This window comes from Ruminococcus sp. 5_1_39BFAA (assembly GCF_964240875.1).
GTDB lineage: Bacteria > Bacillota > Clostridia > Lachnospirales > Lachnospiraceae > Blautia_A.
Window position 1 is genome coordinate 60,955 of the sequence record NZ_CAXSVO010000003.1, and the last position, 24,823, is coordinate 85,777.

Sequence of the window (24,823 nt, forward strand, 5' to 3'; positions counted from 1 at the left end):
ATTAACAACACAATTACAAAAATAGTACATTTCATAGCTGTTTGAAAATTCTGTCTTTGCTTGTCCATTTTCCACCTCAAAACACAATTTACATATTCTCACCTTTTAGGTATCTTTCCACTTCTCGATCAAATTCAGAAACATATTCTCGATCCTGTTTAACCCTAAAAACCTCATACTCCTTATTGGCCTTCTCTATAGCAGTATCATGAGATATATAACCCTTTCCTGATAATACCTTGCGACGATTATTCATCAAGAACTGATTTGTCTGATCAACCCAATCTTGCATACTCATTAATATCTCGTCTTCAGCCATCAATTCAGCATAGTCTATAAACATTGTTACCAACCTGTTTAAACGAGATAATTCTTTTTCATTTAAATAATTTTTAGCAATACCTATGTCCCTTTTTAGTACTTTTCCATTAGGAGCATCTTTCCACGTAGTAAGCCCCATTGCAGGCTTTTCTGAATCTGCCCGTTCATATATCAACTCTGCCGCTGTTTTCCCGGTAACTGCAAAATGGAGTTTATTCTGTACAAAAGCATAGAAATTCTTTGTTGTTTTACTGTCCTTATCATAATCATAACTACATTGTTCAAAAACATCGGTAATTTTTTGATAGGCTCTGCGCTCACTCGCTCTGATTTCACGAATACGCTCTAACAATTCATCAAAATAGTCTTTTCCAAAAGGCCTGCCATTCTTTAGCATATCATCATTTAAAACAAATCCCTTTGTAATATACTCTTTTAATGTTTTTGTAGCCCACTGTCTAAAGCGCGTAGCTTTTTTAGAATTCACCCGATATCCGACTGCTATAATAGCATCAAGATTATAGCATTTTACTTTTCTTTTAACGTTTCGTTGCCCCTCATTTTGAACTACCGAGAAATACTCGGTAGTTGCCACCTCGTTTAATTCTTCTTCCTTGTAAATATTTTTCAGATGTAAAGAAATATTATCTGTTGTACAATCAAATAATTCCGCCATTACTTTTTGTGTCATCCAAAAAGTATCCTCTTTGAAAAACACATTCACACATATATTGGTATCCTCAACCTGATATAGAACAATTTCATGCTCCTGATTCATTCGTATTTTCACCTCATTCAAATTCTCAATAATTGTACCAAGAATTGGGGAAATAAAATTCCTCTAATTCCGCCTACCTCCTACAGTTCTCCAAGCAGTATTCTCGTCTAATATTATCTCGTCCATTACACGAATGCAGGTCACAAATTCCATCCAGTGTTATTTAGTCCATATCAGCATTTTTTGTCCACAAAATATGGATAAATCAGCACCAAACAACACTAAATAACGCGATTTTTCTGTCCACATAAACTAGGACACCAAATACTCCACTGCGTTCTCCGGGAATACCCCCTTAAACTCGCCGTAGAGCTACGCCGCCAACGTCTTATTATGAGCCAATATTGATGTCGGCTTATTCAATGCCTGAATGATATTCGCCATGGTGAATGTCTTTCCAGACCCCGTAACCCCCAGTAAAGTCTGGCATTGATTGTCTTCTTTAAAGCCAGCCACAAGCTGGCAATCGCCTGCGGCCGGTCTCCTGTGGGCTTATATGGTGCTTCTAATTTGAATAGTTTTTCATTTGACATAGACCATTCTCCCAGTATTTTTATAGGTGAATTACACGAATTTTTCGTGTAAAACGAGATTTTGCCATGTTCCCCAAATGGTTCTGAACGAATTATGTCCTGATAGTTATTATAAAATACTCTGTTGAATTTCGTTCAGTAGAACAAATGTTCTTTTAGATTTTACTCCATATTCCTATCGGTGTCAATAAGTATTCACATATTTCCAACAGCATTTCCGTCTCATCCGGTTACGTTTAATTTAACAAAATCACCCTCACACTGGAACATTCCAAGGTGAGGGTAGATATTATACTTTATTTTGCATCTTTCCTTTTAACAACTCTTGCAGATAGCAAATCCATCCATGTAAAACCCCATCGCTACATCACTTACCTTCTCAAAACTAATTTTCCAATTTTTATGTTCCTCCAAAGAATTCAATAATCTGTTTTATCGATACGGGATAAAAGCCATTTGCATCCACACCCACATCATATCTTCTGATACCCGCAATTTTATTTTCCAAATTATACATTTCGTCACTATGAATATGTCCATGTAATTGAATACTGCCACTGTTCTTCTTAGGCCACGACAACATTGGATAATGCATCAATGCTAAATATATCCCATTTAATGAAATCGTCTTAAAATCACAAACTTCGTCAAATAGATTCTTGTCGTATATTTTGTCATGATTTCCCTTAACAAGTATTTTCTTACCTTTCATTTTTCCAATCAGTTCATTGGCTTGTTCTACCAACATATGATGACAGATATCACCTAAAATATATACTATATCATTCTTCCGTACTAGCGCATTGTAATTTCTAAGCAAAATATGATTCATTTCCTCCACATTCTCAAATGGACGATTTCGCATTTCTATTATTCCACGATGCCCCAGATGCAAGTCACTTGTAAAATAAATCACCGCGTCACCCCTCACTTTCACCCAAGAAAATTCTTCATAATCTCACCCCTTTGTTCAATTTTCCTCAAACGGTCAAAAATTTTCTCTAGATACAAATATTACATGGCTTATTATTTATCGTTCCCCATCCTATCTTTCTAGAGTATGACTATACCTTACTATTCTTGTAAAAAATAAATTTTCTTTTTTGTTCCACCGCTAGCGGTAATACTTCCTTCTAATACCATTTCCTTCAAAAGTGCTCTGGTTCTGGCTTCACTTAAACCAAGCATTTTGGCAATTTCGCTTGTTTTTGATGCCCCGTTATATTCAAGAAAAGCGCCTATTTTTTCTTTATTCTGCAACGTTTTTTTCGCTTGTTTTATTTCGCTTGTTTTATTTCGCTTGTTTTTTTCGCTTGTTTTTTTCGCTTGTTTTTTTACAAACGATAATGTTAAACTTGTTCGTGACGCATCGCCATATCTTTCTTCAATGATTGGCTCTACCCATTCTTCCTGCTCCCATGTATTAAAAATATCTGGTACACCGCTTCCTGCGCGTTCGCCAATATTAACCAGGTTGAACATTTTCATTAGTCCTTTATTTCTCGGATCAGACTCTCCACCTTTACGCATCTGCTCTTTTCCAGTGCGGATATACCCCGGATTTTCAAATATCAGCAAATCATTTTCTTTTTTGATAACCACACCCCGCGGCACATAAAAATCTGTATTCACAAGACAATTTGCCAGTGCTTCTCTAAGTGCCTTATGAACCGGCGTATCATCTATCCGTACACCACCTACCATTTTAAAAGGCACCTTCACATCTTTTATGATCTTATTATAAACTCGGAAATAAAAATCAAATACATTTCCTGACCACTCCCCAGAACTGGATTGTAAACGGTCCGTCCATCGGATTGTTGGATCAAGGTTTTCCCTGTAATCCAGAAAATATTCCGGAAACTCCCGGACAATATCATATTCATTTCCAAACATTAGCATTCCGGCTGCAGTGGGATGTATTTTTCCGTCTATTTTTGACCTGGCGGCAGCTCCGATATTTTTCAGGTACTCTTCATTTTCCAGCATTTCCCATACATGTCCAGGTTTCCAGCTTCTGTGAAGATTTCGATATGCCTGAACAGACTCCTGATTTAAGTCTGAAATTGACCAGTCTTCCAGAATTTTCATATCCATAGTCTGTTCTGTCTGATCACGAAGCATTGCTCTTATTTCACTGGGAGTACAATGATAATCACCTTCCCAATTCCGCCTAAATGTTCCTTTAAATATATCGCCATTAATATAGACCGGTCTCTGTTCCCGACTTGCCCTCGGTACAGTAATAGCCATGATCTTCGCTTCTCGTGTTCTCCGTAACCCCTAATAAAGTCTGGGTTTCCGACTTATTTTAACAGCTTTTCCTGCACTTGAAAAGGGATAGCCGCTATGCCATCCCTTTCCTTGTATTTTCCTGTCTCCATTATTTCCTTGCGATAATTTTCACCGCATGGCAGCTTCCTCTTCATTTCAGTCTCTCACATAAATTTCCCACACATTTTCCTGATATCCTGCCACCCCGCTCTTCCGAATCGCTTCTGCCAGATCCTCCAGGTCTGCATCCGTGATTCGCTCCAGCGCCTTCCTCCTTTTTTCCGAAATCCTTTCGCTCGAGCGGCTTCGCTCATACTCTTCCACCGACATATGCCAGTATACTGTCTCACCTTTATAATATTGCTTCACCTTCTGCGCGATCAGCAGTCCTTCCGGATCAAAATCTCCTGCATAGTATATCTTTATCCCTGCCTCTGCCAACAGATCCAACAACAGAACGGAACTCAGCCTCGGTTGTCCGTTCATGCACATACATGCCTTCTTTCCCCTCCATTTTCTACACAGCATCGCAAAAACAGAAGGATTTTCCACAATATAGAGTTCCCTGTCCGGACATTCCGTCCTCGTCCATCCTGCAACCACAGACAGGGGAACCTGTACCGGATCCCCCTCCCTTTGGAAACCATCCATACCCGCATGAGGATTTCCGTCCCTATTCCACGCCTGAATGCCGGAAATCATCACATAGTTTGACATATCATCCCGCAGTATTCCTGCTGCAAGATAGAGCCTCTGTCTTTGCAATGCCGGAAAGATATCTGAATTTTCAACCCGGATATTCCTGTGCTCTGTATCCCACTCAACCAGCATTCGAAAAAACGGTCCGTCTTTCGCTCCATCATCAAATGCATGTGGATTTCCTGTCATCATTGCCGCGAATACCGCCAGATACTCTATCTTATCCTGCCGATACGGAAAATGATTCAGAATTCGGATTCCCAACAGAAGAATACTGCGTACCTCCTCCATATTTTTTCCGGATTCCCGCCAGAGTTTCCGCAAGTATGAATACATACCGTTTTTTTGTTCTTCCATTTCTGTTATCCACTTCTTTGCCCAAGTTCCGGCGCACTGTTCCCGCAGCTTGGCAAAAATCTGCTGCCACTTCCGTTCTTCTTCTTTTTTCTGCTCCTTTTTTCCCGTCATCTCTTCCTGAAAATACAGCTCCAGTATTTCCTTCGGCTCCACACCGCCAAACCGGCTTTCCTCCAATGCTTTCTCAAACCGTGCTGCGGAAACGGAGATACTCTTCTGCCCATGATAATTTTTCTGAAAAAAGCCTTCCAAATCTGCCAGCTCTTCCTCCTTCGGATTTCTTACTGTCACCGTACCGGAAAAGGTTCCGTAGGATATATATTTTTCCCGAAAACCGCGCAATACCTTCTCAAATACCGGGCGCTCCCGGAAATATTCCACACACGCATTACACAGCGAATTCTGCGGCTCTTCGCTCCAGTGTTTCTTCATCCTCCACCATCTCCTTCATCTGTCCGTTCCACAGATATGGCATGACCGTTACAAACTTTGCATTTTCCGGACGGAGCAACTGATAGATTGCCAGCGCGTCCAATGTATCGCAGTCTCCCCAAAGCACCTGGGAGTTGATGATAAAATCAAACTGAAATTCCGTCATCAAACGGAACATGTCCCTGATATTTTTATTGTCCACTCCGGCAAATGCTTCATCCAGCGAAATCAGCCGCGGTGCATCTGCACGCCCGCCCTGATATTTTGCCACGACAGCCGAAAACAGAGGTACATACATAGCCATCGCTTTTTCTCCGCCGCTGAAGGTTCCAAAAGCACTGTTTGTCAGTTCTTTCTGCCGTTCCCCACTCTTCTGATAGAAAAGCTGGAATTCAAACCACTTCCGATAATCCAGTGTTTCCTTCATCACCTGATAAAAAGAAACCATACCGCCGCTGTCCTTTGCATGCCGTCTTGCCTCTTCTACCTTGGATCGGAAATGAAGGGAAAGGCGGGCCGCTTCTTCCTCCCGCATGAGCCGGTAATCCTTCTTCAACAGTCCGACCAGCTCCTTCGTGTCCAACTGGTCCTCATGCTCCGCTGTTTTACTTCTCCAGCGCAGACTCAGCTTCAGTCCGCTTGATGTATTCATTGCTTCCATCAGAACATTCATCTTTTCCACCCATGTATTCGAACTGTTGATCTTTCCGCGAATCTTCCGGCTCATTGTATTTGCCAGAATATCCTCAAACAATTCCCTGTCTCCGGCTTTAATTAATTCCTGAAGTTCTTCGATTTCCTCTTCCAGATGCAGCAAAAGCTTTCCAAACGGAATCTTCACCCCCTGATACCTCGCAAAAATATCAAGACGTTTTGCTGTCGGATATCCCGGACCTGCCTGCTCTTCCAGTTCTCCAAATATCTCTGTCTGTGTCAGATGATAATCATTTAGGAATCCGCGGTTTCCAAAATAAATCTCGTTCAGGTTACGAATTACCGTTTCTTTTTGCAGATTTTGGCAATCCGGTTCCAGAGAACTCCGTACCATTCCTGCATCTTCACCTGATTCCTCCGGCAGCCCTACATAGCCAAGTGCCCTTTCCGTTTCAAAACATCTCCTGAGATATGCTCCTTTGCTTTCGCAGCTCTGGATGATCTCCGCGCTTCTCTCTATCTGTTCCTGAAGATGCCTGATCTGCTGTTCCTTCCGTCCTTTTTCTTCCACACATTTCTGCAATTCATGCGGATACTCATTCAGCCATTTCATACAGGTATCCAGACGGTCCCTGATTTCTTCATAGTCTGTAAGCTTTAACTGCTCCTGCACGGATCTGTACTCGGCGCGTTCCCTTTTCAGGGCAGCTTCTGTATTTCCCATATCGTATCGGATTTGATCCAGATCTGCATCCAGATCATCCAGACGGAGTTTCAATTCGTTTTGATGATATACGATCTGCAGATATAATTCATGTCCCGCTTTTAACTGGGCAAAATGCTGTCCGTATCTTCCTGCCGCGGCATCTGCATTTCGGAACACTTCATAGCGGCAGACCAGATACAGCTTTTCCGCAATTTGCAGGGCTTCCTTTTTGAGTTCTCTCAGCTTTTCCGTTATGTCCTGAATCTGCGCATCCAGACGGCCGCTTTCCTTTTTCAACTGTTCCGCTTCGTGCTGTGCATCCAGCAGCATCCGGTACGCTGTCCGAAGATCTTCATCCGACGGAAGCGCTGCATATTCCTCACCAAGTACCCGAATCCGTTGTTTCTGCTTTTCCAGTTTCTCCTGCAGTGCTTTGATCTCTCCTGAAAGCACCTCCATGGCCTCTTTGCATACTTTGATCTTCATCAGGCGATTCTGTTCTCTTGCTCTCGTTCCAATAAATCCTGCTTCATAAGTACCAGTCACCGTACCGGTAAGCACACCGATCTGATAGACGCCATCCGCAGAAACTGCTGTGATTCCATCCGCATCATATGCAATATTTTCCAGAATCCCAATAATCCTCTGATTAAAGAAAATATCATTGACAGAATCATTCAGATCCAGCACATCCAGAATGCTCTTCTTTGCCCGCTGTTTTGTTACAAACAAATACTTGTCGCAGCAGCCGGGATCCATATGAAGCACCTGCTCTTTGTATTGTTCTTCTATCACAAGCGCATCCAGAATTCCCATAGAGAGCAGCGCTTCTTCTAATCTGTCGCAGGCAGTTTGATCCAGATTCTGTGCAAATTCGATTACTTTATAAAATTCCTGATACGGAATCTTTCTCTCGCGAAGCCGTTCTCTGTTTTTCAATACCGCCTCGCTGCGGAACGGCTCCGGTTCTCTGTGATTCTCCCATTCCTCCAATTCCTGCCGTTTTTCTTCGTATTCTTTCTGTAATCTGAGAATCTGCTCTTGATCCTGGCGGTTCTGCGACTCCAGTATACCCTTTTTCTCAATCCATACATCTGCTACCGCCCGCCGTACTCCTGCAAAATCAGACTGCTCATCATAATTCTCCGCAAACTGTGCCAGTTCTCTCTGCAATTCTCCGGATAGGATCAACTCCTGATTTTTTCCGCTCCAACTGTAGAATTTTTCTTTCCACTCATTCTGCGTCTGCACCAGGACCGCTTCCACTTCATTAACACGACGTTCAGCAGCGTCTGTTTCCCGCTGATACTTTTCACGCTTCCTGAGCAGTTCTTCCACCTGTCTCTGCTGCAGTTCTGCTTCCTGCAAAATCAGAAGACCCTGCCGGATTCCCTGTTGTGTTTTCTCAAACTGCTTCTGGTGCGTATCAAAGGAATAAGGCTTCCGAAAAGCCTCCTTCAATTCCATCTGGAAAAATCCATGCTCTTCAAACGCCATTTCATCTGCTTCATCCTGCATTTCTTCCAGCAGATCTGTCAATTCCTGCTCTTTTTGATACTCTTTGTCCTGTTCTTCCCTCTGTTTTGCTTCCGTCTCAATATACTGCTCCTGCTTGGCCGCAAGCTGAGTTTCCTTTTCCTTTAATGTCGTTTCTTTTTCCGCGATTCTCGATGCCAGATCTATTTCCTTCTGTTTCAATGCCACCGCATCACTTTTGCTCAAGGATTCGCGTTCCATCTCCAGCGCTGCTTTTTCTGCGTCCAGCTCACTTCTGTGCTGTTCCAATTCTCTTACGCGGATTTCACACTCCTGCAGATTCTGTTTTCTGCTCTTTTCTTCTCTTAATAATGCTGCAAGCTCCTTCTGGTTCTCTTCACAATGAACTGCTTTTTCATACAGTTCCAGTCGATTATACCTGTCTAATACCCTGTTGATTTTTTCTGCCGCCTGTTTTCCCTCCTGGCGGGCTTTCAGATTCATGCTCATGACATCCATATTTTCAATTGCCTCGGACATAGGACGTAAATCCTCATCCGATAAAGGCTGCAGAGAATCGCTCAGAATGTCATTGATAACAGAAGGCTTAAACCCCTTTGACAGCTTCGGCGTACGCAATTGAATCAGCAAATCCAGCATTTCCTTGTACTCTTCCACCGTCTCAAACCCGAAAATCTGGCGGTTTACATATTCCATATACTCGTTTTGCCGGTCGAATACTTTTCCTCCGCCCTGAATCCGATTCTCCAGTTCCTTTCTGGAGAGAGTCACCTTTTCATCGGTTTCTTTGTATAAATAAAAATCCTTTCCGATTCTTCTTCCGTCTGTCAGGCTGAAATACCATTTATCCAGAGGCTTTCCCCTTCTCGCCCGAATTCCCATTCCAATCGTGAACCAGGTCTCGCTTTCCTGTCTGCGGAATTCCAGATAAAGATAGCCGGTCCGCTCTTCTCTTCCGTCATCCTCTTCCAGAAGATAGCTGCTCATCTTCCGATCCCGGGAACCGAATGGGTCAAGACGTTCCGGGCTCATATTTCCATCCAGAAGAAGAGGGATCACACTCTGCATTGTAACAGATTTTCCGGCGCCATTGGAGCCGCGAAGCAGCATTCTCCCCTTCACAAAAGGAAATTCCTGTTCATCATAGTACCAGAAATTAATCAATCCGATTTTATTTGCCTGCCATCTACTGTTCATTTCTGCTGCCTCCCGCATAATCATTCGGATAACGCCCCTCCATCTTCCCTGCCGAAGGATAGATCACGATCCCGTGTTCCTTTTCTTCCCGCCTAATAAATGTCCATCGCTCCAGATGTTCCAGCATTTCCCGAACAAATTCTCCTTCCGGCATCTCCCGGTAATTCTTTGTAAAACCGCTTCCAAAATCTGTCTTCACCTCTTTTAGCATCTGTTCAAATTCCATGATTCCCACAAAGATTGTTTCATCATTCCGTATGTTCCAAACGCCCAGTTCTACTTTTTCCCTGATTTTGGCGCAGCAAAGCAAAAGAATATCAGATACTGCATTATTTCCCGGAAATGCCATTCCCATATGACAATCTTCCCCCATGAGCAGAAATGCACTTCCCTTGTGGATATGAACCCGACAATCAAAATTCTGTTCCAGATCTGCAGAAAGCCGTCTGCCATAATATTTTAGATATTCAAAGTCTTCCTCTGCACCGGCATCCCTGTACATTCCTACAGAAAACAGGAGCCGTTTATATACCCGATGCCGTCTTGCAATCCCCCGGTCCTCATCCATCTCAAACCAGTCGCTTTCCTGAAAATCTGCGGGGCTTCCATAGTCCATGATATCTCTGGAAAAGATTCTCATAAAGTATCGGGAAGCTCCGGTGTTCTCATACAATACTTCCCCGGACTGCTCATCCATAAATACATCGTCATTCCCATCCGTAACCCGCAAAATCTGCTGTGCTACTGCATAGCGCAGCACCTTCACCAGCTTTCTCCGGCTGGTGAACACGGTCCAGTCCACCGGCTCTCCCGGCATATTTGCCGTAATATATTCTGTAAGCTGTGAGAGCATAAACTGATCTTCCGCATCTCTGTCCTCCAAAAACATCAGCAAAATACAGAGAAACGCGTACTCTTCTTTTGATGTGAACTCTCCAATTCCCATAAAGGTTTCCGGAATCGCCGGAATCTTCTCCAGCTTCACCAAAAGAGAATTTTCAATCACCTGACAGCCCATCTTCTCCATTGCAAATTTGCGGATATCACCAATCGAATCCCGGATTTTATAGTATAGTTCTTTATCTTCTGATTTTAAAATCCAACGCCTGTCCAGCAGTAATTCCAATTCATTCATACTTTTTATCCTTATCAACACGTTTAATTCCTGCGCAATATTCTGATTTTAACCACTTTACATATCAGCCTGCTCTTTCACTCCTGAAATACAATACTTAATCCCGGCATCGTAAAATTTCCGTCTTCGCAGCGCACCACGCACTTCTCATTCGCATGCTCCATATCCAGCCTGTATTCTCTCCCATCGTCTGTCCTCGCAGAATATCCTGCATCTTCCAGCGCATCGGACAGCCACTTCAGCAGGATTTCCCGCACGCGCGGCTCAATCACGGGAAGCGTAGAGAAATCGATCCGCCCATTTTTCTCCAACAGCTCAATTTTCTTCCGGTCTTCCTTCATCTGCCGCATCATTTGATTCCGTATCGTTTCTTTTTCCCGACTGGCATCCGCAATAGAGCTTCGTCTCGACTTTTCTCTGTAAGTACGTACTCTCGGTTTCAGAATATACTCTTCCGCCATCTCTTCATAAACACTTTTATTCATGCTCTCCGTCTCGCGGGAAGCATCTCCCTTCAAATGATACGTCCGCTCCAGACCGAACACCACTGCTGACATTTTCTGCGCCTCCGCCAGATTTTCACATTTTAAGAACATCTCTGCCACCTTCCGGTATTCTTCCCTTCGATTGGCTCCAAACGCATTTTTCTCACTTAACTGTGTCGCATAGCGGGTAATTCTCCGGATGATTTCATTTGTCGCGTCAAATAACTTACCCGCCTCGTTTTCCTGTCCGTTCTCTGCCACAAACCAGTTCCGGATACTCTGATAACGTCCCCTTGTCTTATTTTCGATTAATTCAATCGATACTTCCACATCCATCCTTGGAATGGAAAGCTCATACTGATTGACCTTCTCCAATACCTGCTCCAGCACCTCCTCATCCAGCAGACGTAAACTTTCTTCAATCACTCCCACATTGCGCTGCAGCCCTTTGATGAAACTTCTCAGGTATTCCACCAGTTTATCCTTGAACACAAGAAATTCTCTGGTCCGCATCATTTCTTCTGCCTTCACACTGTTCAAATCCCTGATATAATCCTGATAATTCTGATTCAGCCGGATAAAATCATTATTCAGATCATTCCACCATGTATAAACTTCATCGGAATTTTGGGATGCCATGTCGGGAAGCTTCTCGATGCCCCGCCGTATTCTCTCCAAAAGTGTAGGTTCCAGCGAAGCCCCTTCAATAAAAAGATTCTCCAGACGCAGCACAAGCCTCTCAATCTCCACACTGTATTCCGACATCTGGTAGCGAAACTTTTTCTTTTTAAACTCATCGATAGAAGACGCATGTCTCGTATCCTGAATCGTCACCAAATTCTTCCATTCTGTTAATGCCGTAAGGTCCTGCTGGCACTGCTCTATACGGTATTCAGCAAAATACGGATCCTGTATCATCTCGGCATAAACTTCTTCCTGATACATCCAGTACTTCAATTTCTCATAATTTTCATAAAAAATGCGCATAATGCTCCGATACCGGTCCACATTATCCGCATTTAAATATCTTACCTCAGTCAGTGGTTTTATTAACTTTTCCGTTACATGCATATTGCCATATCCTCCAAATGCAGAACTCTATGGGTAGTATACTGCACTGTGCCGGGGAATGCAAAAGATTTTTCATCAAAGTCCTTTACTTCATCCCGGTCAAACACGATCCAAGGCATCCGATACTGCGCATCATAAGCCCGGATCCGCAGGTACTGATCGAACAGAGGCTGGATTTTTCCAGATGGGTCGAGAACGGATTCGGCACCGGTGACTGTAGTTCCTGAAGCACCAAACTCAGTTCGCTCATCTTTGACATGTTTTTCCTCCTTCCTTGACCTCACGGATGTCTACTGATTCCACCGCCTGCCCCGGCGATAAAAGATACATCTGTGTGAAATCTCCGAACAGGAACTTAAGAAGTCTTGTCAGAAGCTTCATGTCGGCACCCCTGAGCACGTTTGCCTTACGCCCGTTTGGATCAGAGACGTTGATGACAATCTTGTGTTTTCTCGCCATGCTTCTCACCTCGCTGCAGAAAGTTCCTCTCCCTTGCATATCCCATTCAAAGAAAGATGGGCTTTTTAAACCCCTCGAGGAAAAAACGCAAAAAAATAAGACTCAGAAGGAAATGATCCTTCCTGAGCCTTATGCTTTCAGCTTATTCAGTTGTCCGCCGCAGGTACTCTCCTGTTTTACGATGCCTTATCCAACATATCATGGATGTAAGTCTTAAGCCCTTCTTCCGTTCCTATCCCATATTTACGGTTTATAGCAACATAATACTTCATGATGCGATCCTTTGGCAGAAGTTCGCTCGAAGGAATACTGTCGCCATAGCCTTTCCTAGCTTCTTTCCACGGATCCTCGTTGTGCGTGATCCGCTCCAGTACCTTTCCGCCATACATGCCAAAGGTATTCACTACAAGATTAATCACATTCTTCTCTTCCTCAGTCAGCACATCCGCAGTTCCTTCAAGCAGTGCAAATCTCGCATCATCAATCGGATTATATTTGAAATCCCTGAACAGCTCATATACCTCCGGATAAACTGGACCATGCACCCATGCCCTGCAGTCCTCTTCAAAGATTGGCTTCCCATACAATGCGGAATAAACGCCCTGGATGAAATAAAGAAGCTTCTGCAACATCAACGGCGTTACCTCTTCCAGTTTTTCAAAGACATAAGCAATCACCCTGAGCATCTTTTCTGACACTGAAAACAGGCTCTCTATGCTGTCCACCGCCGTCATCGCCTTTTTATATGCTGCATCCGTCAGCTTCTCTCTATTTTCCATGAGTTTCTTCTTCATATATGCGGGAGATGCCAATGCAGCCCTCACAACATCCGAATACTCTTTTGAAGGAACCTGCCCTTCCAGATATCTCGGTATGGTTACCTCTCCAAATCCAAGAGCAAGGGACAGCGGAGCCTTACCAATCTTATAGATTTTCATTAGCTTCTCAATGTCATCAATCGACACAAGGCCTTCTGCCGCCCTGTACTGCTCATCGATTTCCTTAACATTCTTATCAATCAAACCCGGAATGCTCATTTCCTCTCCGCACTCGGAACAAACAGCCACTGTGATCCCGAATGTGTAATCCTTATCCCTTATATTTTTTACGATGTCCTTTTTCTGTAAAAGGTACTCCGTCTCTTTCCTGCACTCGATGCAGAAATCTTTTCTTCCCTTCTCTGTCATAATGACCACCTCCGATTTGCCTCCTGATTATTTGAAATAGTATGTAAGCGGATATTTCTGTTCATGGAACGATATCACGATCACAAAACAGTTTTCCAGCTTGTTGAACTTGATATACAGAGAAACCGTCTTCTCTTCCGTTCCGTTTCTCTCCAACAGAACTACATCCTTGCCAAATACATACAACTTTTCGTGTTCAAAGCCTTTATGCTCGTTCTGCAGGATCTCTGAAAAATCCATTACGGTCAGGTTTAATATGATATCCTTTGCCTTCGCTTCGTCAATAACATAATCCAGGAACAGATTGATGTTATCCTCCGCAGAGTCAGTGATATGATTTTCTAATTTTTCTATCATCATAGCTCATTGATCGGATTTTGTCAATATTCAATCATTAAAATGAGCAACAGAAAACAATTTCTGCCGCCCGCCCAGCTATCTCATATGAGCATCCGTATCCACCCCCCTATCTGCATTTTCTCTATTATCGCCATATCCCCTGAATCGCACGAGGAACCCCAGGTTGCCCAAAACACCCTGAAAATGGGCGAAAAACAAGGCCTGCAGTGACTATTTCAATCACTACAAGCCTTTGGGATAGGGAAGCTACGGTTGTCCTGAGTTTTTAATTCCCAGGAATTTCTTCATATCCTCCCGCTTTTAACACCATGTTCCATTGGTCGATATCTCCATCCATGTGATATCTTATCAGTTTCCGGTACAATTTATCTAAGTCAGAATCACTCAGGTGACAGAAAAATAATGGTTCATGAAATACACATTCTAGGCAAACTGCCCGTTATGCCTAAAAATCAGGCATTTTCCTATTGTTTGCCTAAAGACCTCGCTGCTTTGTTTATGCTATTGTGAAACCACCAAATAAATAAGATCGCAGATTTTTATACACAAAGGGGAGGATGGAGATGAATTTACCGAATAAGCTTACTATATTACGTGTTTGCATGGTGCCACTGTTTGTATTTCTGATGCTATGGGATGATCTCGGTAAAAATGGAAATTATGCAGCGGCCGCAGTCTTTATCCTCGCAAGTGCCACTGACTGGCTGGACGGATACATTGCGCGAAAAAACAATCAGATAACGGACTTCGGAAAGTTTATGGATCCAATCGCAGATAAGCTTCTCGTTTGCTCTGCAATGATCTGCCTTGTAGAACAGGATGCACTACCGGCATGGATGGTGATTATTATCATCGGGCGTGAATTCATTATCAGCGGCTTTCGCCTTGTAGCTTCCGATAAGGGGACTGTGATCGCAGCGAGTATCTGGGGAAAATTCAAAACTGTATTCCAGATGCTCATGGTAATTCTTTTAATCCTCAATCTTGGCGGGGCATTTGACATAATCGCCAGGATCACTACCTGGATTGCTCTCATTCTGACTGTTGTATCTCTTATAGATTATCTATGGAAAAACCGGAATGTATTGAGCGGGCAAATGTAAATCCCCCATAATCCATTTGTTTTCTCTGTGATCGCACCAACACAAGTACTGCCGCGAAAGAACCTTGTCGTTCAATTGCAGCAGATGATTCGTGAAAATTCAACAGAAATTTTTATACAAATATTTATATTTATAGGAGGGATTAAAAATGGCAAAATTCTCAGATTTTTATTTTGACTCTTCAACAGGTCAAAACAAGATCCATGCACTCAAATGCGAACCAGATGGACAGGTACGGGCTGTCGTCCAGATCGCACACGGCATCGCGGAACACATCGACAGATACCGTGATTTTATGGCATACCTGGCAAACAACGGCTTTGTTGTCGTTGGGAACGACCATCTTGGCCACGGAAAAACAATCACCAGTGAAAAAGACAAGGGTGTGTTCTTCCCTGAAGATGGATGGAACCATGTTGTTAAAGACCTCGTATGCCTGCACGACATCATGGCAGCCCAGTATCCTGGCATAAAATATGTGATGTTCGGTCATTCCATGGGGAGCTTCCTGGTGAGAACTTATATCGTGGATTATCCGGACAAGTACGATATGGCAATTATTTCCGGAACCGGTCATCAAGGCAAGCTAATTGTCGATGTAGGAAACAGGATGGCAAAGAAGACGATCAAAAAGAACGGATATGACTCGGATGGCACCAAGCTTAACGATTTGTCGATGGGCAGCTACCTCAAGAAGATTGAAAGTCCCAGAACACCGTGTGATTGGCTGTCGAGAGACACTGCACAGGTAGATAAATATATGGACGACGAGTTATGTGGGTTTACAGCCAGGGCAGGTCTTTACGGTGACATGTTAAAGGGTGTCAAATATGTGACAAACATGTCCAACATCTCCAGGGTCGATCCTAATAAGCCGATTTACTTTATGAGCGGCAGCGCAGACCCAGTCGGCGATTACGGCAAGGGCGTCAAAAAGGCCTACGAGTGCTTCCAAAAAGCCGGTGTACAGGATGTAAGTATGAAGCTGTATGACGGCGGTCGCCATGAAATGCTCAATGAAATCAACCGGGACGAGGTTTATAAGGACATACTCACCTGGCTCAATAAGCGGATATAAAGAAAAAGGAGCACGCAGATGGGAAAATATATCTTATCTTTTGATGCCGGAACGACAAGTAACCGCGCAATACTTTTTGATAAAAAGGGTAATATCTGCTCCGTGGCGCAAAAGGAGTTTAAACAGATTTTTCCCAAGGCCGGATGGGTCGAGCATGATGCCGATGAAATCTGGGCGGGTATGCTGGGCGTAGCGGTGGAATCTATGAACATGATAGGTGCGACGGCAAGTGACATAGCTGCTATTGGTATCACCAATCAACGTGAAACAACCATTATCTGGGATAAAGCAACCGGAATTCCTATTTATAACGCCATCGTCTGGCAATGCAGACGCACCTCCGATTACTGCGACAGCTTGAAGGCCGCGGGACTTACAGAAGAAATCCGCAAAAAGACCGGACTCGTGATCGATGCATACTTTTTGGCAACAAAAATCAAATGGATTCTGGATCATGTTCCCGGCGCAAAGGAAAAAGCGGAAGCCGGCAACCTTCTGTTTGGAACCGTGGAGACCTGGCTCATCTGGAAGCTCACAGGGGGACGAGTCCATGTAACGGACTACTCCAACGCCTCCCGAACGATGCTTTTCAATATCAATACGCTCACATGGGATGACGATATCCTGCAAACACTTGGTATTCCCAGGATTATGTTGCCGGAAGTCAAGCCTTCAAGCTGCATATATGGAAAAACCGATCCAGCCTTTTTTGGTGGAGAAATTCCAATCGCCGGAGCAGCTGGAGACCAACAAGCTGCGCTTTTTGGGCAAACCTGTTTTCAGCCAGGTGATGTAAAAAATACATATGGCACAGGCGGATTCCTGCTGATGAATACCGGAGATAAGCCTGTCTTTTCAAACAACGGACTCGTAACCACTATCGCGTGGGGGCTGGACGGCAAAATTACTTACGCGTTGGAAGGTTCTATCTTTGTGGCGGGCGCTTCCGTACAATGGCTCAGAGACGAGCTGCGGCTGATTGACAGTGCCGAGGATTCTGAGTACATGGCGTGCAAAGTCAAGGATACGAACGGCTGTTATGTAGTGCCGGCCTTTACGGGCCTGGGTGCGCCTTACTGGGATCAGTATGCACGCGGAATAATCGTGGGAATCACCAGAGGCGTAAACAAGTACCACATTATCAGAGCCACACTGGAATCTCTGGCGTACCAGACTTATGATGTGCTGAAAGCGATGGAGGCTGACTCCGGTATCAGGCTTTCGGAGTTGAAGGTGGATGGCGGTGCCAGCCACAACAACTTTCTTATGCAGGATCAGGCAGATATCATTCAAGCGCCTGTTGAGAGGCCGTCCTGCGTAGAAACAACGGCAATGGGTGCGGCGTATCTTGCCGGGCTGGCGGTTGGATATTGGTCTGATAAGGAAGATGTCGTTAGAAACAGAGGCGTAGACAGGATTTTTGTACCAAAAATGGATACAGAAATTCGGGAAAAGAAAATTGCCGGCTGGAAAAAGGCAGTGAAATACTCCTTCGGCTGGGCAAAAGACTAGTAAAAAGAAAGAAGGTAAATTACATGGAAACAAGACCTTATATATCCTGGGAACTGATCAACAATTTCATGATCGACGTATTTAAAGCATACGGTGTGCCTGAAGAAGATGCCAGAATCTGCACGGACGTTTTATTGGAGTCTGACCGCCGCGGTATTGAGAGTCATGGTTGCAACCGCTTCAAACCCATCTATCTCGACCGCATCAAAAACGGTACGCTGCTTCCGGTGACGAAGCTGGACATCATGAAGGAAACCCCAACAACCGTCGTGATGGATGCCAACAATGGCATGGGCATGGTCGCCAGCTACAGGATGATGGAAATGCTCATTGAAAAAGCCAAAAATTACGGTATGGCGGGAGGCGCCATCTGTAATTCCACCCACTACGGCATTGCCGGCTACTGGACAACCATGGCAGAAAAAGCCGGTATGATCGGCATCACAGGTACCAATGCCCGTCCTTCTGTGGCACCTACCTTTGGCATAGAGCCTATGATGGGCACGAATCCCTTTACATTCACTATGCCCACAGATGAGGAATTCCCCTTCAATTTTGACTGTGCCACTTCTATCGTGCAAAACGGGAAACTCGAATTCTATGAACGCTCCGGAAAACCCACCCCCGCTGGCCTGGTCGTCACGAAGGACGGCAACACCATGACGGACTCCGGACAGATCCTCAGGGATATGCGTGCAGGCAAGTGCGCACTGCTTCCCCTGGGTGGTCTCGGCGAGGAAACCGGCGGCTTCAAGGGTTACGGCTTTACCAGAAGGAATATCTGGCCTGGCAAGACCGCAAAGACAAGGGTGTACCTGTGGGTGAAGCTATTCAGAAGGAGTTTATCGCCCTGCGTAACGAATATGGACTTGATTACCACTTCCCGTTTGAGGATTAAGGAGGATTTGAAGAATGGATTACGCAAAAGAATCCCTGCGGCTCCACAACGAGTGGAAAGGAAAAATTGAAGTAGCAGCCACCGTACCTGTGGCTACCAGGGATGACCTGTCTCTGGCCTATACCCCCGGCGTAGCACAGCCCTGCCTGGAAATCCAGAAAGATGTTGAGAAGTCCTATGACCTGACCCGCCGTCACAACCTCTGTGCTGTTATCACTGACGGTACTGCTGTTCTGGGACTGGGCGATATCGGCCCTGAAGCTGGTATGCCAGTCATGGAGGGCAAGTGCGTGCTTTTCAAGTCTTTTGGCGGAGTTGATGCCTTCCCGCTTTGCATCAAAACTAAGGACGTGGATGAATTTGTGGAGACAGTATATAACATCTCCGGGTCCTTCGGCGGAATCAATTTGGAGGACATCTCCGCACCCCGCTGCTTTGAGATCGAACGCAAGCTGAAAGAAAGGTGCGATATTCCCATCTTCCATGATGACCAGCATGGCACTGCCGTAATCACCCTGGCAGGTCTCACCAACGCACTAAAAGTGGTGGGGAAAAAGAAAGAAGATGTGAAGATCGTCACCTCCGGTGCCGGTGCTGCGGCTATCTCCATCGTGAAGCTGCTCCTTTCCGCCGGTTTCCGACACATTACCATGTGCGACCGTAAAGGCGCGATTTACGCTGGCCGTGAAGGTCTCAACTGGATCAAGGAAGAGATGGCCCAGGTCACCAACCTGGATAGAAAGACCGGTACTCTCGCCGATATGCTGGTGGGGGCTGATGTCTTTATTGGCGTGTCCGCTCCCGGTATGGTCACAACTGACATGGTCTAAACCATGAATCAGGATGCTATTATCTTCGCCTGCGCTAACCCCACACCCGAAATCTTCCCCGATGACGCCAAGGCAGGCGGCGCAAAGGTCTTTTCCACAGGCCGCAGCGATTATCCCAACCAGATTAACAATGTGCTGGCGTTTCCTGGTATTTTTCGTGGCGCCTTTGATGTGCGGGCCAGAGACATTAACGAGGAAATGAAAATGGCTGCGGCCCAGGCTCTGGCAGGTTTGATTTCTGACGAAGAACTGTGTGCTGACTATATCATTCCGAAAGCCTTTGATCCCCGCGTGGGTCCTGCTGTGGCCAAGGCTGTGGCAGCAGCGGCCTGTGATACCGGTGTGGCAAGAATTAAATATGGTGAGGACTGATTCTGACATAATCGATTTCCTGGAATTGAATATTGATGAAAATCTTTCTGCCACCAGATGCAAAAGCTGGTGGCAGTTTTTATGCCGCCATTAAATATTTTAAAAATTCAAAATATCAGAATGAGCATAATGAAAATAATGGCAGCCACCACACTTCCAAGCAAAAATTCCTGAACCGTATGACGTTTCAACCTAATCGATGCCCAAAATTCAGCCAAATACAGCAGGCCACAAATTATGGCTGCTTTCATCCCGAACCAATAACAAAAAAACAAATACGGCAAGGCACAGCTGCAGGCATGGCCGCTGGCCCTGATCTTAAATACTTTATTGATGACCGTTAAAACCACCACTGCTATAAAATACCCTGTCAAAATGATTTGAAGCATCTGGCTGCCCCTGTTGATAATACCAGCCAGAAGTGCAAGCGCATATCCCGAAAAATTCATAATAAATGCCAGTCTTCTCTGCTGTTCCCTTGCATTTTTTCCCTCCTCTTTTTTTAAATTTGAAAGGGGATATGCACTGACTGGAACGATCACTAAAAACAGTATTTCTAAGATCAGTACCGGAATTGTGGCAAATTCATTTCCATACGTAAATCGAAAAATCAGTAACATCGCTATTGCCAGTATCGGCGGTACCGTTACAGTTCTGATAGCTTTTGCAATTATATCTTTCATCGTAATCCTATCCTTTTACATCCACTTTTTTCATCAACAGAAAGTGCTGCCAATGCTTCATACATCGGACAGCACTTCTTCTATTCCTATATTCTATATCCAAGATCAAATATTTCTGACCAGCTCATAAGCGTTCCAAATGGAATACATGATATTATGTACCTTACTGGAGTCGCCAATATTATAAACCGCCCAACAATGGCAAAGGCTTTCCACGGCTGTTTCCAAACGCGCTGAAATACAAAATCATGAAACCTCTCCCTCCTTCAACTCCTTTACATTTTGTAAGGATATTTTCGGATGATGGTATTGCGGCCGTTTGCTTAATGTGGGTACTTTCAATTTTACTGCATGTTTCGGGCACCAATGGAGACAGGCATAACATGCTGCACATTGCTCCTTATGCACTGCTTTTCCACCGTTTATGACGATATTGTCTGTCGGACAGACCGAAGCACATACCCCACAGCCTATACAGTCTTTGGTAACCCTAAAATTTTTCATAAGCGTCAGACGTTTCAGGGAATGGGTTCCGTAAAAATAGCTTTTCTCAACAAAACCGGTTTCAGCCTTTTTGCCTGATGGCTCATAAAGCATGCGCTTCCTGCATATTGTCTCACTAATTTCCTTTATGACAGATGGGGCCTGAGCCAGCCTCTTCTGATTTTCTTCTGCAGAACTGATCAGACAGTTTCCTGGCATCTGCAGATCAAATCCTGCACATAAGTGACCACCGTTTATCTGCAGGGCCTCATCCACGCTTTGAAAAGATCTGCCGCTCTGTCCATTATTGGAAGTCATTACAAGGAACACATAGCTGTCTGTCCTGACTTTCGCCTTCACAAGAATCTCTTTTACAATCCATGGAATATCTCCCATATAGGTAGGGAAAACAAAACCTACCATATCATCCTGGCATTCTAATGGCATGTTCCTGTACTTTATAAGCCCTTCAACTGGTGTCCCCAGGATTTTTCCAAGCTCTTTTGCTGCCCAGAGTGAATTTCCGGTTCCTGTAAAACAATAAATCATATTCTACCTTCTTTCTCACAATATAATCTTATGCGGTTTTATTTCCGGATCATGGGTTGCCAAAATCTCCATACATTCTTTTTTCTGTGACATGTCATGAACCCATTTTAATGATTCTTCTGCCTTGCCTCTGTTTACCGTAATGCCTGGTAAACGCATCTGTTCCCATGACTGGCGGTTGTAACGAACTGCACCGTTCCATCCTGAAAGACATCAACGCATCTCCCATGTGGGCCTAATCCTGTATTTCCCATATGAATCGGCTGAATGGCTATGTTTTCCCACAACTTGCAGCACTGGCACAAATACACTTTGCATCTTTTCTATCATAGGTAATTCTCTGTTTCCTTTACATTTTTACAAATTTTCACCACTCCGGTCCGGCAACTGTTCCATAATACGCTTCGCATGTCCTAGCATTTGCAGAAGTCTGTTCATTGCTTCTGTATCCGCATCAAAGTAATAATAATTCTTTGTTCCCTCACGCCGCATTTTCAAGATACCGGCATCTTTAAGTATCTGTATATGGTGAGACACGGCAGGACGGGAAAGGTGGGTTCTCTCCGTGATCGTGCCTACCCGAACGCCGCCGCAATGCTCCATCCGCATCATTTCCAGCATAAGATGCTGACGATTCTCATCCCCAAGGGCCAGCAGAATTTTCTGGCAGCCTTCAAATTCCTGTGCCAGCCGATTGATATCTTCTCTGTGTTCAGACATAAGCGCAACCTCCTTTGTTCATTTACTCAAACCATTGTACTATACTTTTTTGAAAAATACTCATTTGTAAAGAAAATCGAGACGATTAATATACGCGGTATCGCTCTGCTGATTTGCTTCTTCCGCCCAAATACAAACTTCTCCGGCAGGAGGTGGATATAGTAAGCCGTGGTGGAAAGCTCCTTATGTCCCATGTAGGTGCGCAGATACTGCCTGGAATTCAGATCCTTTTTCTCGTTGAATATGGCTTCCATCCAGTCCTAAGTTTCTCTTAAAAGATTCCTGCATCTCTTGTTAGTATGATGCTCCTGAATATTAATGTAAATCAACGGTAACTTGAAGACACTCACTCGGAGAAATCGTAATCCTTAATAAAATCAAATGCCTTTTTTACGGACGGGGATAAATCGTACACATCGCTGACGGACACACCGATGATACGCTTTTCGGGCGGCATAATCCGCAGCATCTTGACTTCCTGCTCAAAACCATACATTGTCAGCAGGGGCATGATTGCAAATCCAAAACCAGCTTTTACCATTTCTATGGTCGTTTTATCGTCTACCACATGGCACACGGTGCGGACATCCAGATTCATCTGATCCATGATCCGTCTGGCATCTGCGTCGCAGGATTCCCGCTGCATGACAAAAGGTGAGGTCGCAAGACTTGCCAGAGGGATCTCTGTTTCAGATGAGGTTTCAGTTTCTTTCTTCAGAATGCACATCAGCGGATCGGAAAAAATCTCATAAAAAGGGAAACCCGGATTTACAGTCTTTGATAAAAAGCCAATATCAACCACTCCGGTTTTCAGCCAGTCAATAATGTCCTCATATGATCCTTGATAAATTTCAAAGGTGATATGGGGATAAATTTTGTTAAAGTTATGAATCAAAGATGGAAGGTATTTGCACATGGAATTAAAAATACCAAGACGGACATGACCTTTTTCGAGACCGTTAATCTCGGAAACGAGTTGGTGTAATGCGTCCTCTTTTTTTACAATGTCTGAGATAATCTGCAAAACATTTTCGCCGGAAGTAGTAAGCTTAACACCACGGCGGTTTCGTATGAATAAAGAGAACCCAAATTCGCGCTCTAACTGTTTGACTACGTGGCTAATAGCCGGAGGGGTTACATTATGAAGTTCAGCAGCCTTTTTACCTGGCAGCGAAGGATGGAGGCGGGGTATTTCTGCTCATCTATCTGGTATTGATCGTCACAGTTGGCTTTGCGCTGCTTACTACCGACATTGCAATCGGACGCAGAACCGGAAAAAGTGCTATTCACGCATATGAAAGCATGAATCGGAAATGGAAGTTTCTGGGTGTCATAACATTTTTTGTGCCGGTACTCATCATGACTTACTATGCGGTGATCGGCGGTTGGATCCTGAAATATATTGTTCTTTTTCTAACGGACGGAACACAGGCAGCAGCGCAGGATAATTGTTTTACAGGTTTCATTACATCACCCCGTTCCGTATGGTATGGCCTCGCTTTTATGATGCTTACTGCATTTATTGTGTATAAGGGTGTGGAAAAGGGAATCGAAAGAGTCTCGAAGACCATGATGCCGTTACTTCTGATCCTGGTGATCGGGATCGCATGTTATTCCCTGACGCTCAAAAACGGCACTGATGGCGAAAGCGTTCGAACCGGACTTCAGGGACTCAAAGTATATCTGACACCGGATTGGTCTGGAATGACAGTTTCAAGGTTTTTACAGATCACACTGGATGCCATGAGTCAGTTGTTCTTTTCCTTGAGCGTATCCATGGGAATCATGATTACTTACGGCTCCTATGTGAAGCCGGATGTGAATCTGGGAAGATCGGTTTCATTGATTGAAATCATGGATACAGGCGTTGCCCTTCTTGCCGGCGTGATGATCATTCCGGCGGTATTTGTCTTCTTTGGAGTAGATGGCATGTCCGCAGGCCCCGGACTCATGTTCATATCCCTGCCGAAGGTATTTGATCGCATGGGAACAGCCGGGAGAATCATCGGCTTGCTGTTTTTCATACTGGCAGCTTTTGCCGCACTGACATCCTGTATATCTGTATTGGAGTCCATTACGGCAAACTGCATGGAAATCTTCCATACAGAACGGAAGAAGACAACAGGCATCTTAACTATCATATATCTGATCGCAACAGCGGTCATTGCGTTGGGATATAGTATAGTAACAGCTTTATGATGCCGTTTATCGCCCTGCTATCATCCATTTTTGTCGGTTGGATCATGAAACCGTCCTGGATTGCAGAGGAAATGGAACGCGGTGGGACAAAATTCAGAAGAAAACAGTTATATGTGGTGATGGTAAAATATGTCCTTCCAATTGTTATGCTGATCCTGTTCCTTCAATCTACGGGCATTTTGAATCATCTATAAGTATTAGCAAAGGGGTGGGGATAGCTGCCGCCTGCCTGCATCCGTCTGTCTTGTCAA

19 protein-coding genes and 5 pseudogenes are annotated in these 24,823 nt (G+C 44.3%); 7 read left to right on the forward strand and 17 right to left on the reverse strand.

All coding sequences use genetic code 11. The features are described 5' to 3' along the window. Positions 1-88 precede the first annotated feature (88 nt). From ACESZH_RS05220 to ACESZH_RS05255, 8 genes and pseudogenes are all read right to left on the reverse strand, one after another. Positions 89-1,099, reverse strand: coding sequence for a virulence RhuM family protein (locus tag ACESZH_RS05220; protein ID WP_373213528.1), 1,011 nt, complete (start codon positions 1,097-1,099; stop codon positions 89-91). Positions 1,100-1,414: 315 nt separating this feature from the next. Continuing rightward, positions 1,415-1,632: pseudogene (locus ACESZH_RS05225) on the reverse strand (DEAD/DEAH box helicase family protein); the annotation flags it as partial. A gap of 400 nt (positions 1,633-2,032) precedes the next feature. After that, positions 2,033-2,548, reverse strand: coding sequence for a metallophosphoesterase (locus ACESZH_RS05230; protein WP_373213525.1), 516 nt, complete (start codon positions 2,546-2,548; stop codon positions 2,033-2,035). Between the two features lie 158 nt (positions 2,549-2,706). Beyond that, complete coding sequence (locus ACESZH_RS05235) at positions 2,707-3,885, reverse strand: ATP-binding protein (RefSeq protein ID WP_373213522.1); 1,179 nt, start codon at positions 3,883-3,885, stop codon at positions 2,707-2,709. A 177-nt stretch (positions 3,886-4,062) separates the two neighbouring features. Continuing rightward, positions 4,063-5,394 (reverse strand): TIGR02679 domain-containing protein, encoded by a 1,332-nt coding sequence (locus ACESZH_RS05240; protein WP_373213519.1) that lies wholly within the window; start codon positions 5,392-5,394, stop codon positions 4,063-4,065. Then, positions 5,351-9,448 carry a TIGR02680 family protein gene (locus tag ACESZH_RS05245; RefSeq protein ID WP_373213516.1) on the reverse strand — a complete coding sequence of 1,366 codons (4,098 nt, stop codon included), beginning with the start codon at positions 9,446-9,448 and terminating at the stop codon, positions 5,351-5,353. The genes ACESZH_RS05240 and ACESZH_RS05245 overlap by 44 nt, the downstream gene beginning before the upstream one ends. Then, a complete protein-coding gene (locus tag ACESZH_RS05250; protein ID WP_373213514.1) occupies positions 9,438-10,583 on the reverse strand; it encodes a TIGR02678 family protein in 1,146 nt (381 codons plus the stop codon). The genes ACESZH_RS05245 and ACESZH_RS05250 overlap by 11 nt, the downstream gene beginning before the upstream one ends. Before the next feature lie 77 nt (positions 10,584-10,660). Next, the gene (locus ACESZH_RS05255) at positions 10,661-12,139 is read right to left on the reverse strand and encodes a TIGR02677 family protein (protein WP_373213512.1); all 1,479 of its coding nucleotides are present in this window, start codon (positions 12,137-12,139) and stop codon (positions 10,661-10,663) included. A gap of 143 nt (positions 12,140-12,282) precedes the next feature. On the opposite strand from ACESZH_RS05255, the pseudogene ACESZH_RS05260 reads away from it, so the two are divergent. Continuing rightward, positions 12,283-12,357 (forward strand): annotated as a pseudogene (locus ACESZH_RS05260) (DUF2800 domain-containing protein); the annotation flags it as partial. A gap of 28 nt (positions 12,358-12,385) precedes the next feature. On the opposite strand, the gene ACESZH_RS05265 reads toward ACESZH_RS05260, so the two are convergent. The 3 genes from ACESZH_RS05265 to ACESZH_RS05275 all read right to left on the reverse strand — a co-directional run bounded on the left by ACESZH_RS05265 (position 12,386) and on the right by ACESZH_RS05275 (position 14,142). Beyond that, positions 12,386-12,598 (reverse strand): hypothetical protein, encoded by a 213-nt coding sequence (locus ACESZH_RS05265; protein ID WP_373213510.1) that lies wholly within the window; start codon positions 12,596-12,598, stop codon positions 12,386-12,388. 176 nt (positions 12,599-12,774) lie between these two features. Then, a complete protein-coding gene (locus tag ACESZH_RS05270) occupies positions 12,775-13,785 on the reverse strand; it encodes a type II toxin-antitoxin system antitoxin SocA domain-containing protein (RefSeq protein WP_373213507.1) in 1,011 nt (336 codons plus the stop codon). Positions 13,786-13,812: 27 nt separating this feature from the next. After that, complete coding sequence (locus ACESZH_RS05275) at positions 13,813-14,142, reverse strand: hypothetical protein (RefSeq protein ID WP_373213504.1); 330 nt, start codon at positions 14,140-14,142, stop codon at positions 13,813-13,815. Positions 14,143-14,708: 566 nt separating this feature from the next. Here ACESZH_RS05275 and pgsA point away from each other — a divergent pair. The 5 genes and pseudogenes from pgsA to ACESZH_RS05300 all read left to right on the forward strand — a co-directional run bounded on the left by pgsA (position 14,709) and on the right by ACESZH_RS05300 (position 19,938). Beyond that, entirely contained in the window at positions 14,709-15,248 is a 540-nt protein-coding gene (gene pgsA / locus ACESZH_RS05280; protein ID WP_373213502.1) for a CDP-diacylglycerol--glycerol-3-phosphate 3-phosphatidyltransferase, read from the forward strand. Positions 15,249-15,396: 148 nt separating this feature from the next. Then, complete coding sequence (locus ACESZH_RS05285) at positions 15,397-16,326, forward strand: alpha/beta fold hydrolase (RefSeq protein WP_373213500.1); 930 nt, start codon at positions 15,397-15,399, stop codon at positions 16,324-16,326. An 18-nt stretch (positions 16,327-16,344) separates the two neighbouring features. Further along, the gene (gene glpK, locus ACESZH_RS05290) at positions 16,345-17,838 is read left to right on the forward strand and encodes a glycerol kinase GlpK (RefSeq protein ID WP_373213497.1); all 1,494 of its coding nucleotides are present in this window, start codon (positions 16,345-16,347) and stop codon (positions 17,836-17,838) included. A gap of 23 nt (positions 17,839-17,861) precedes the next feature. After that, complete coding sequence (locus ACESZH_RS05295; protein ID WP_373213495.1) at positions 17,862-18,806, forward strand: Ldh family oxidoreductase; 945 nt, start codon at positions 17,862-17,864, stop codon at positions 18,804-18,806. Next, positions 18,751-19,938 (forward strand): annotated as a pseudogene (locus ACESZH_RS05300) (NADP-dependent malic enzyme). The gene ACESZH_RS05295 and the pseudogene ACESZH_RS05300 overlap by 56 nt, the downstream one beginning before the upstream one ends. Positions 19,939-20,045: 107 nt before the next feature. Here the strand turns inward: ACESZH_RS05300 and ACESZH_RS05305 are convergent. From ACESZH_RS05305 to ACESZH_RS05330, 6 genes and pseudogenes are all read right to left on the reverse strand, one after another. Continuing rightward, on the reverse strand, positions 20,046-20,621 hold the full coding sequence (locus ACESZH_RS05305; protein WP_373213492.1) for a hypothetical protein: 576 nt from the start codon (positions 20,619-20,621) through the stop codon (positions 20,046-20,048). A gap of 246 nt (positions 20,622-20,867) precedes the next feature. Beyond that, positions 20,868-21,653, reverse strand: a complete 786-nt coding sequence (locus ACESZH_RS05310; RefSeq protein WP_373213489.1) for an EFR1 family ferrodoxin — start codon at positions 21,651-21,653, stop codon at positions 20,868-20,870. A gap of 357 nt (positions 21,654-22,010) precedes the next feature. Beyond that, a complete protein-coding gene (locus ACESZH_RS05315; protein ID WP_373213486.1) occupies positions 22,011-22,373 on the reverse strand; it encodes an ArsR/SmtB family transcription factor in 363 nt (120 codons plus the stop codon). Between the two features lie 26 nt (positions 22,374-22,399). After that, positions 22,400-22,627 (reverse strand): hypothetical protein, encoded by a 228-nt coding sequence (locus ACESZH_RS05320; protein WP_373213483.1) that lies wholly within the window; start codon positions 22,625-22,627, stop codon positions 22,400-22,402. Positions 22,628-22,719: 92 nt separating this feature from the next. Then, positions 22,720-23,397 (reverse strand): LysR substrate-binding domain-containing protein, encoded by a 678-nt coding sequence (locus ACESZH_RS05325; protein WP_373213480.1) that lies wholly within the window; start codon positions 23,395-23,397, stop codon positions 22,720-22,722. A gap of 18 nt (positions 23,398-23,415) precedes the next feature. Then, a pseudogene (locus tag ACESZH_RS05330) lies at positions 23,416-23,565 on the reverse strand (LysR family transcriptional regulator); the annotation flags it as partial. On the opposite strand from ACESZH_RS05330, the pseudogene ACESZH_RS05335 reads away from it, so the two are divergent. Further along, positions 23,535-24,766: pseudogene (locus tag ACESZH_RS05335) on the forward strand (sodium-dependent transporter); the annotation flags it as partial. The pseudogenes ACESZH_RS05330 and ACESZH_RS05335 sit on opposite strands and share 31 nt — an antisense overlap. Between the last annotated feature and the right edge of the window lie 57 nt (positions 24,767-24,823).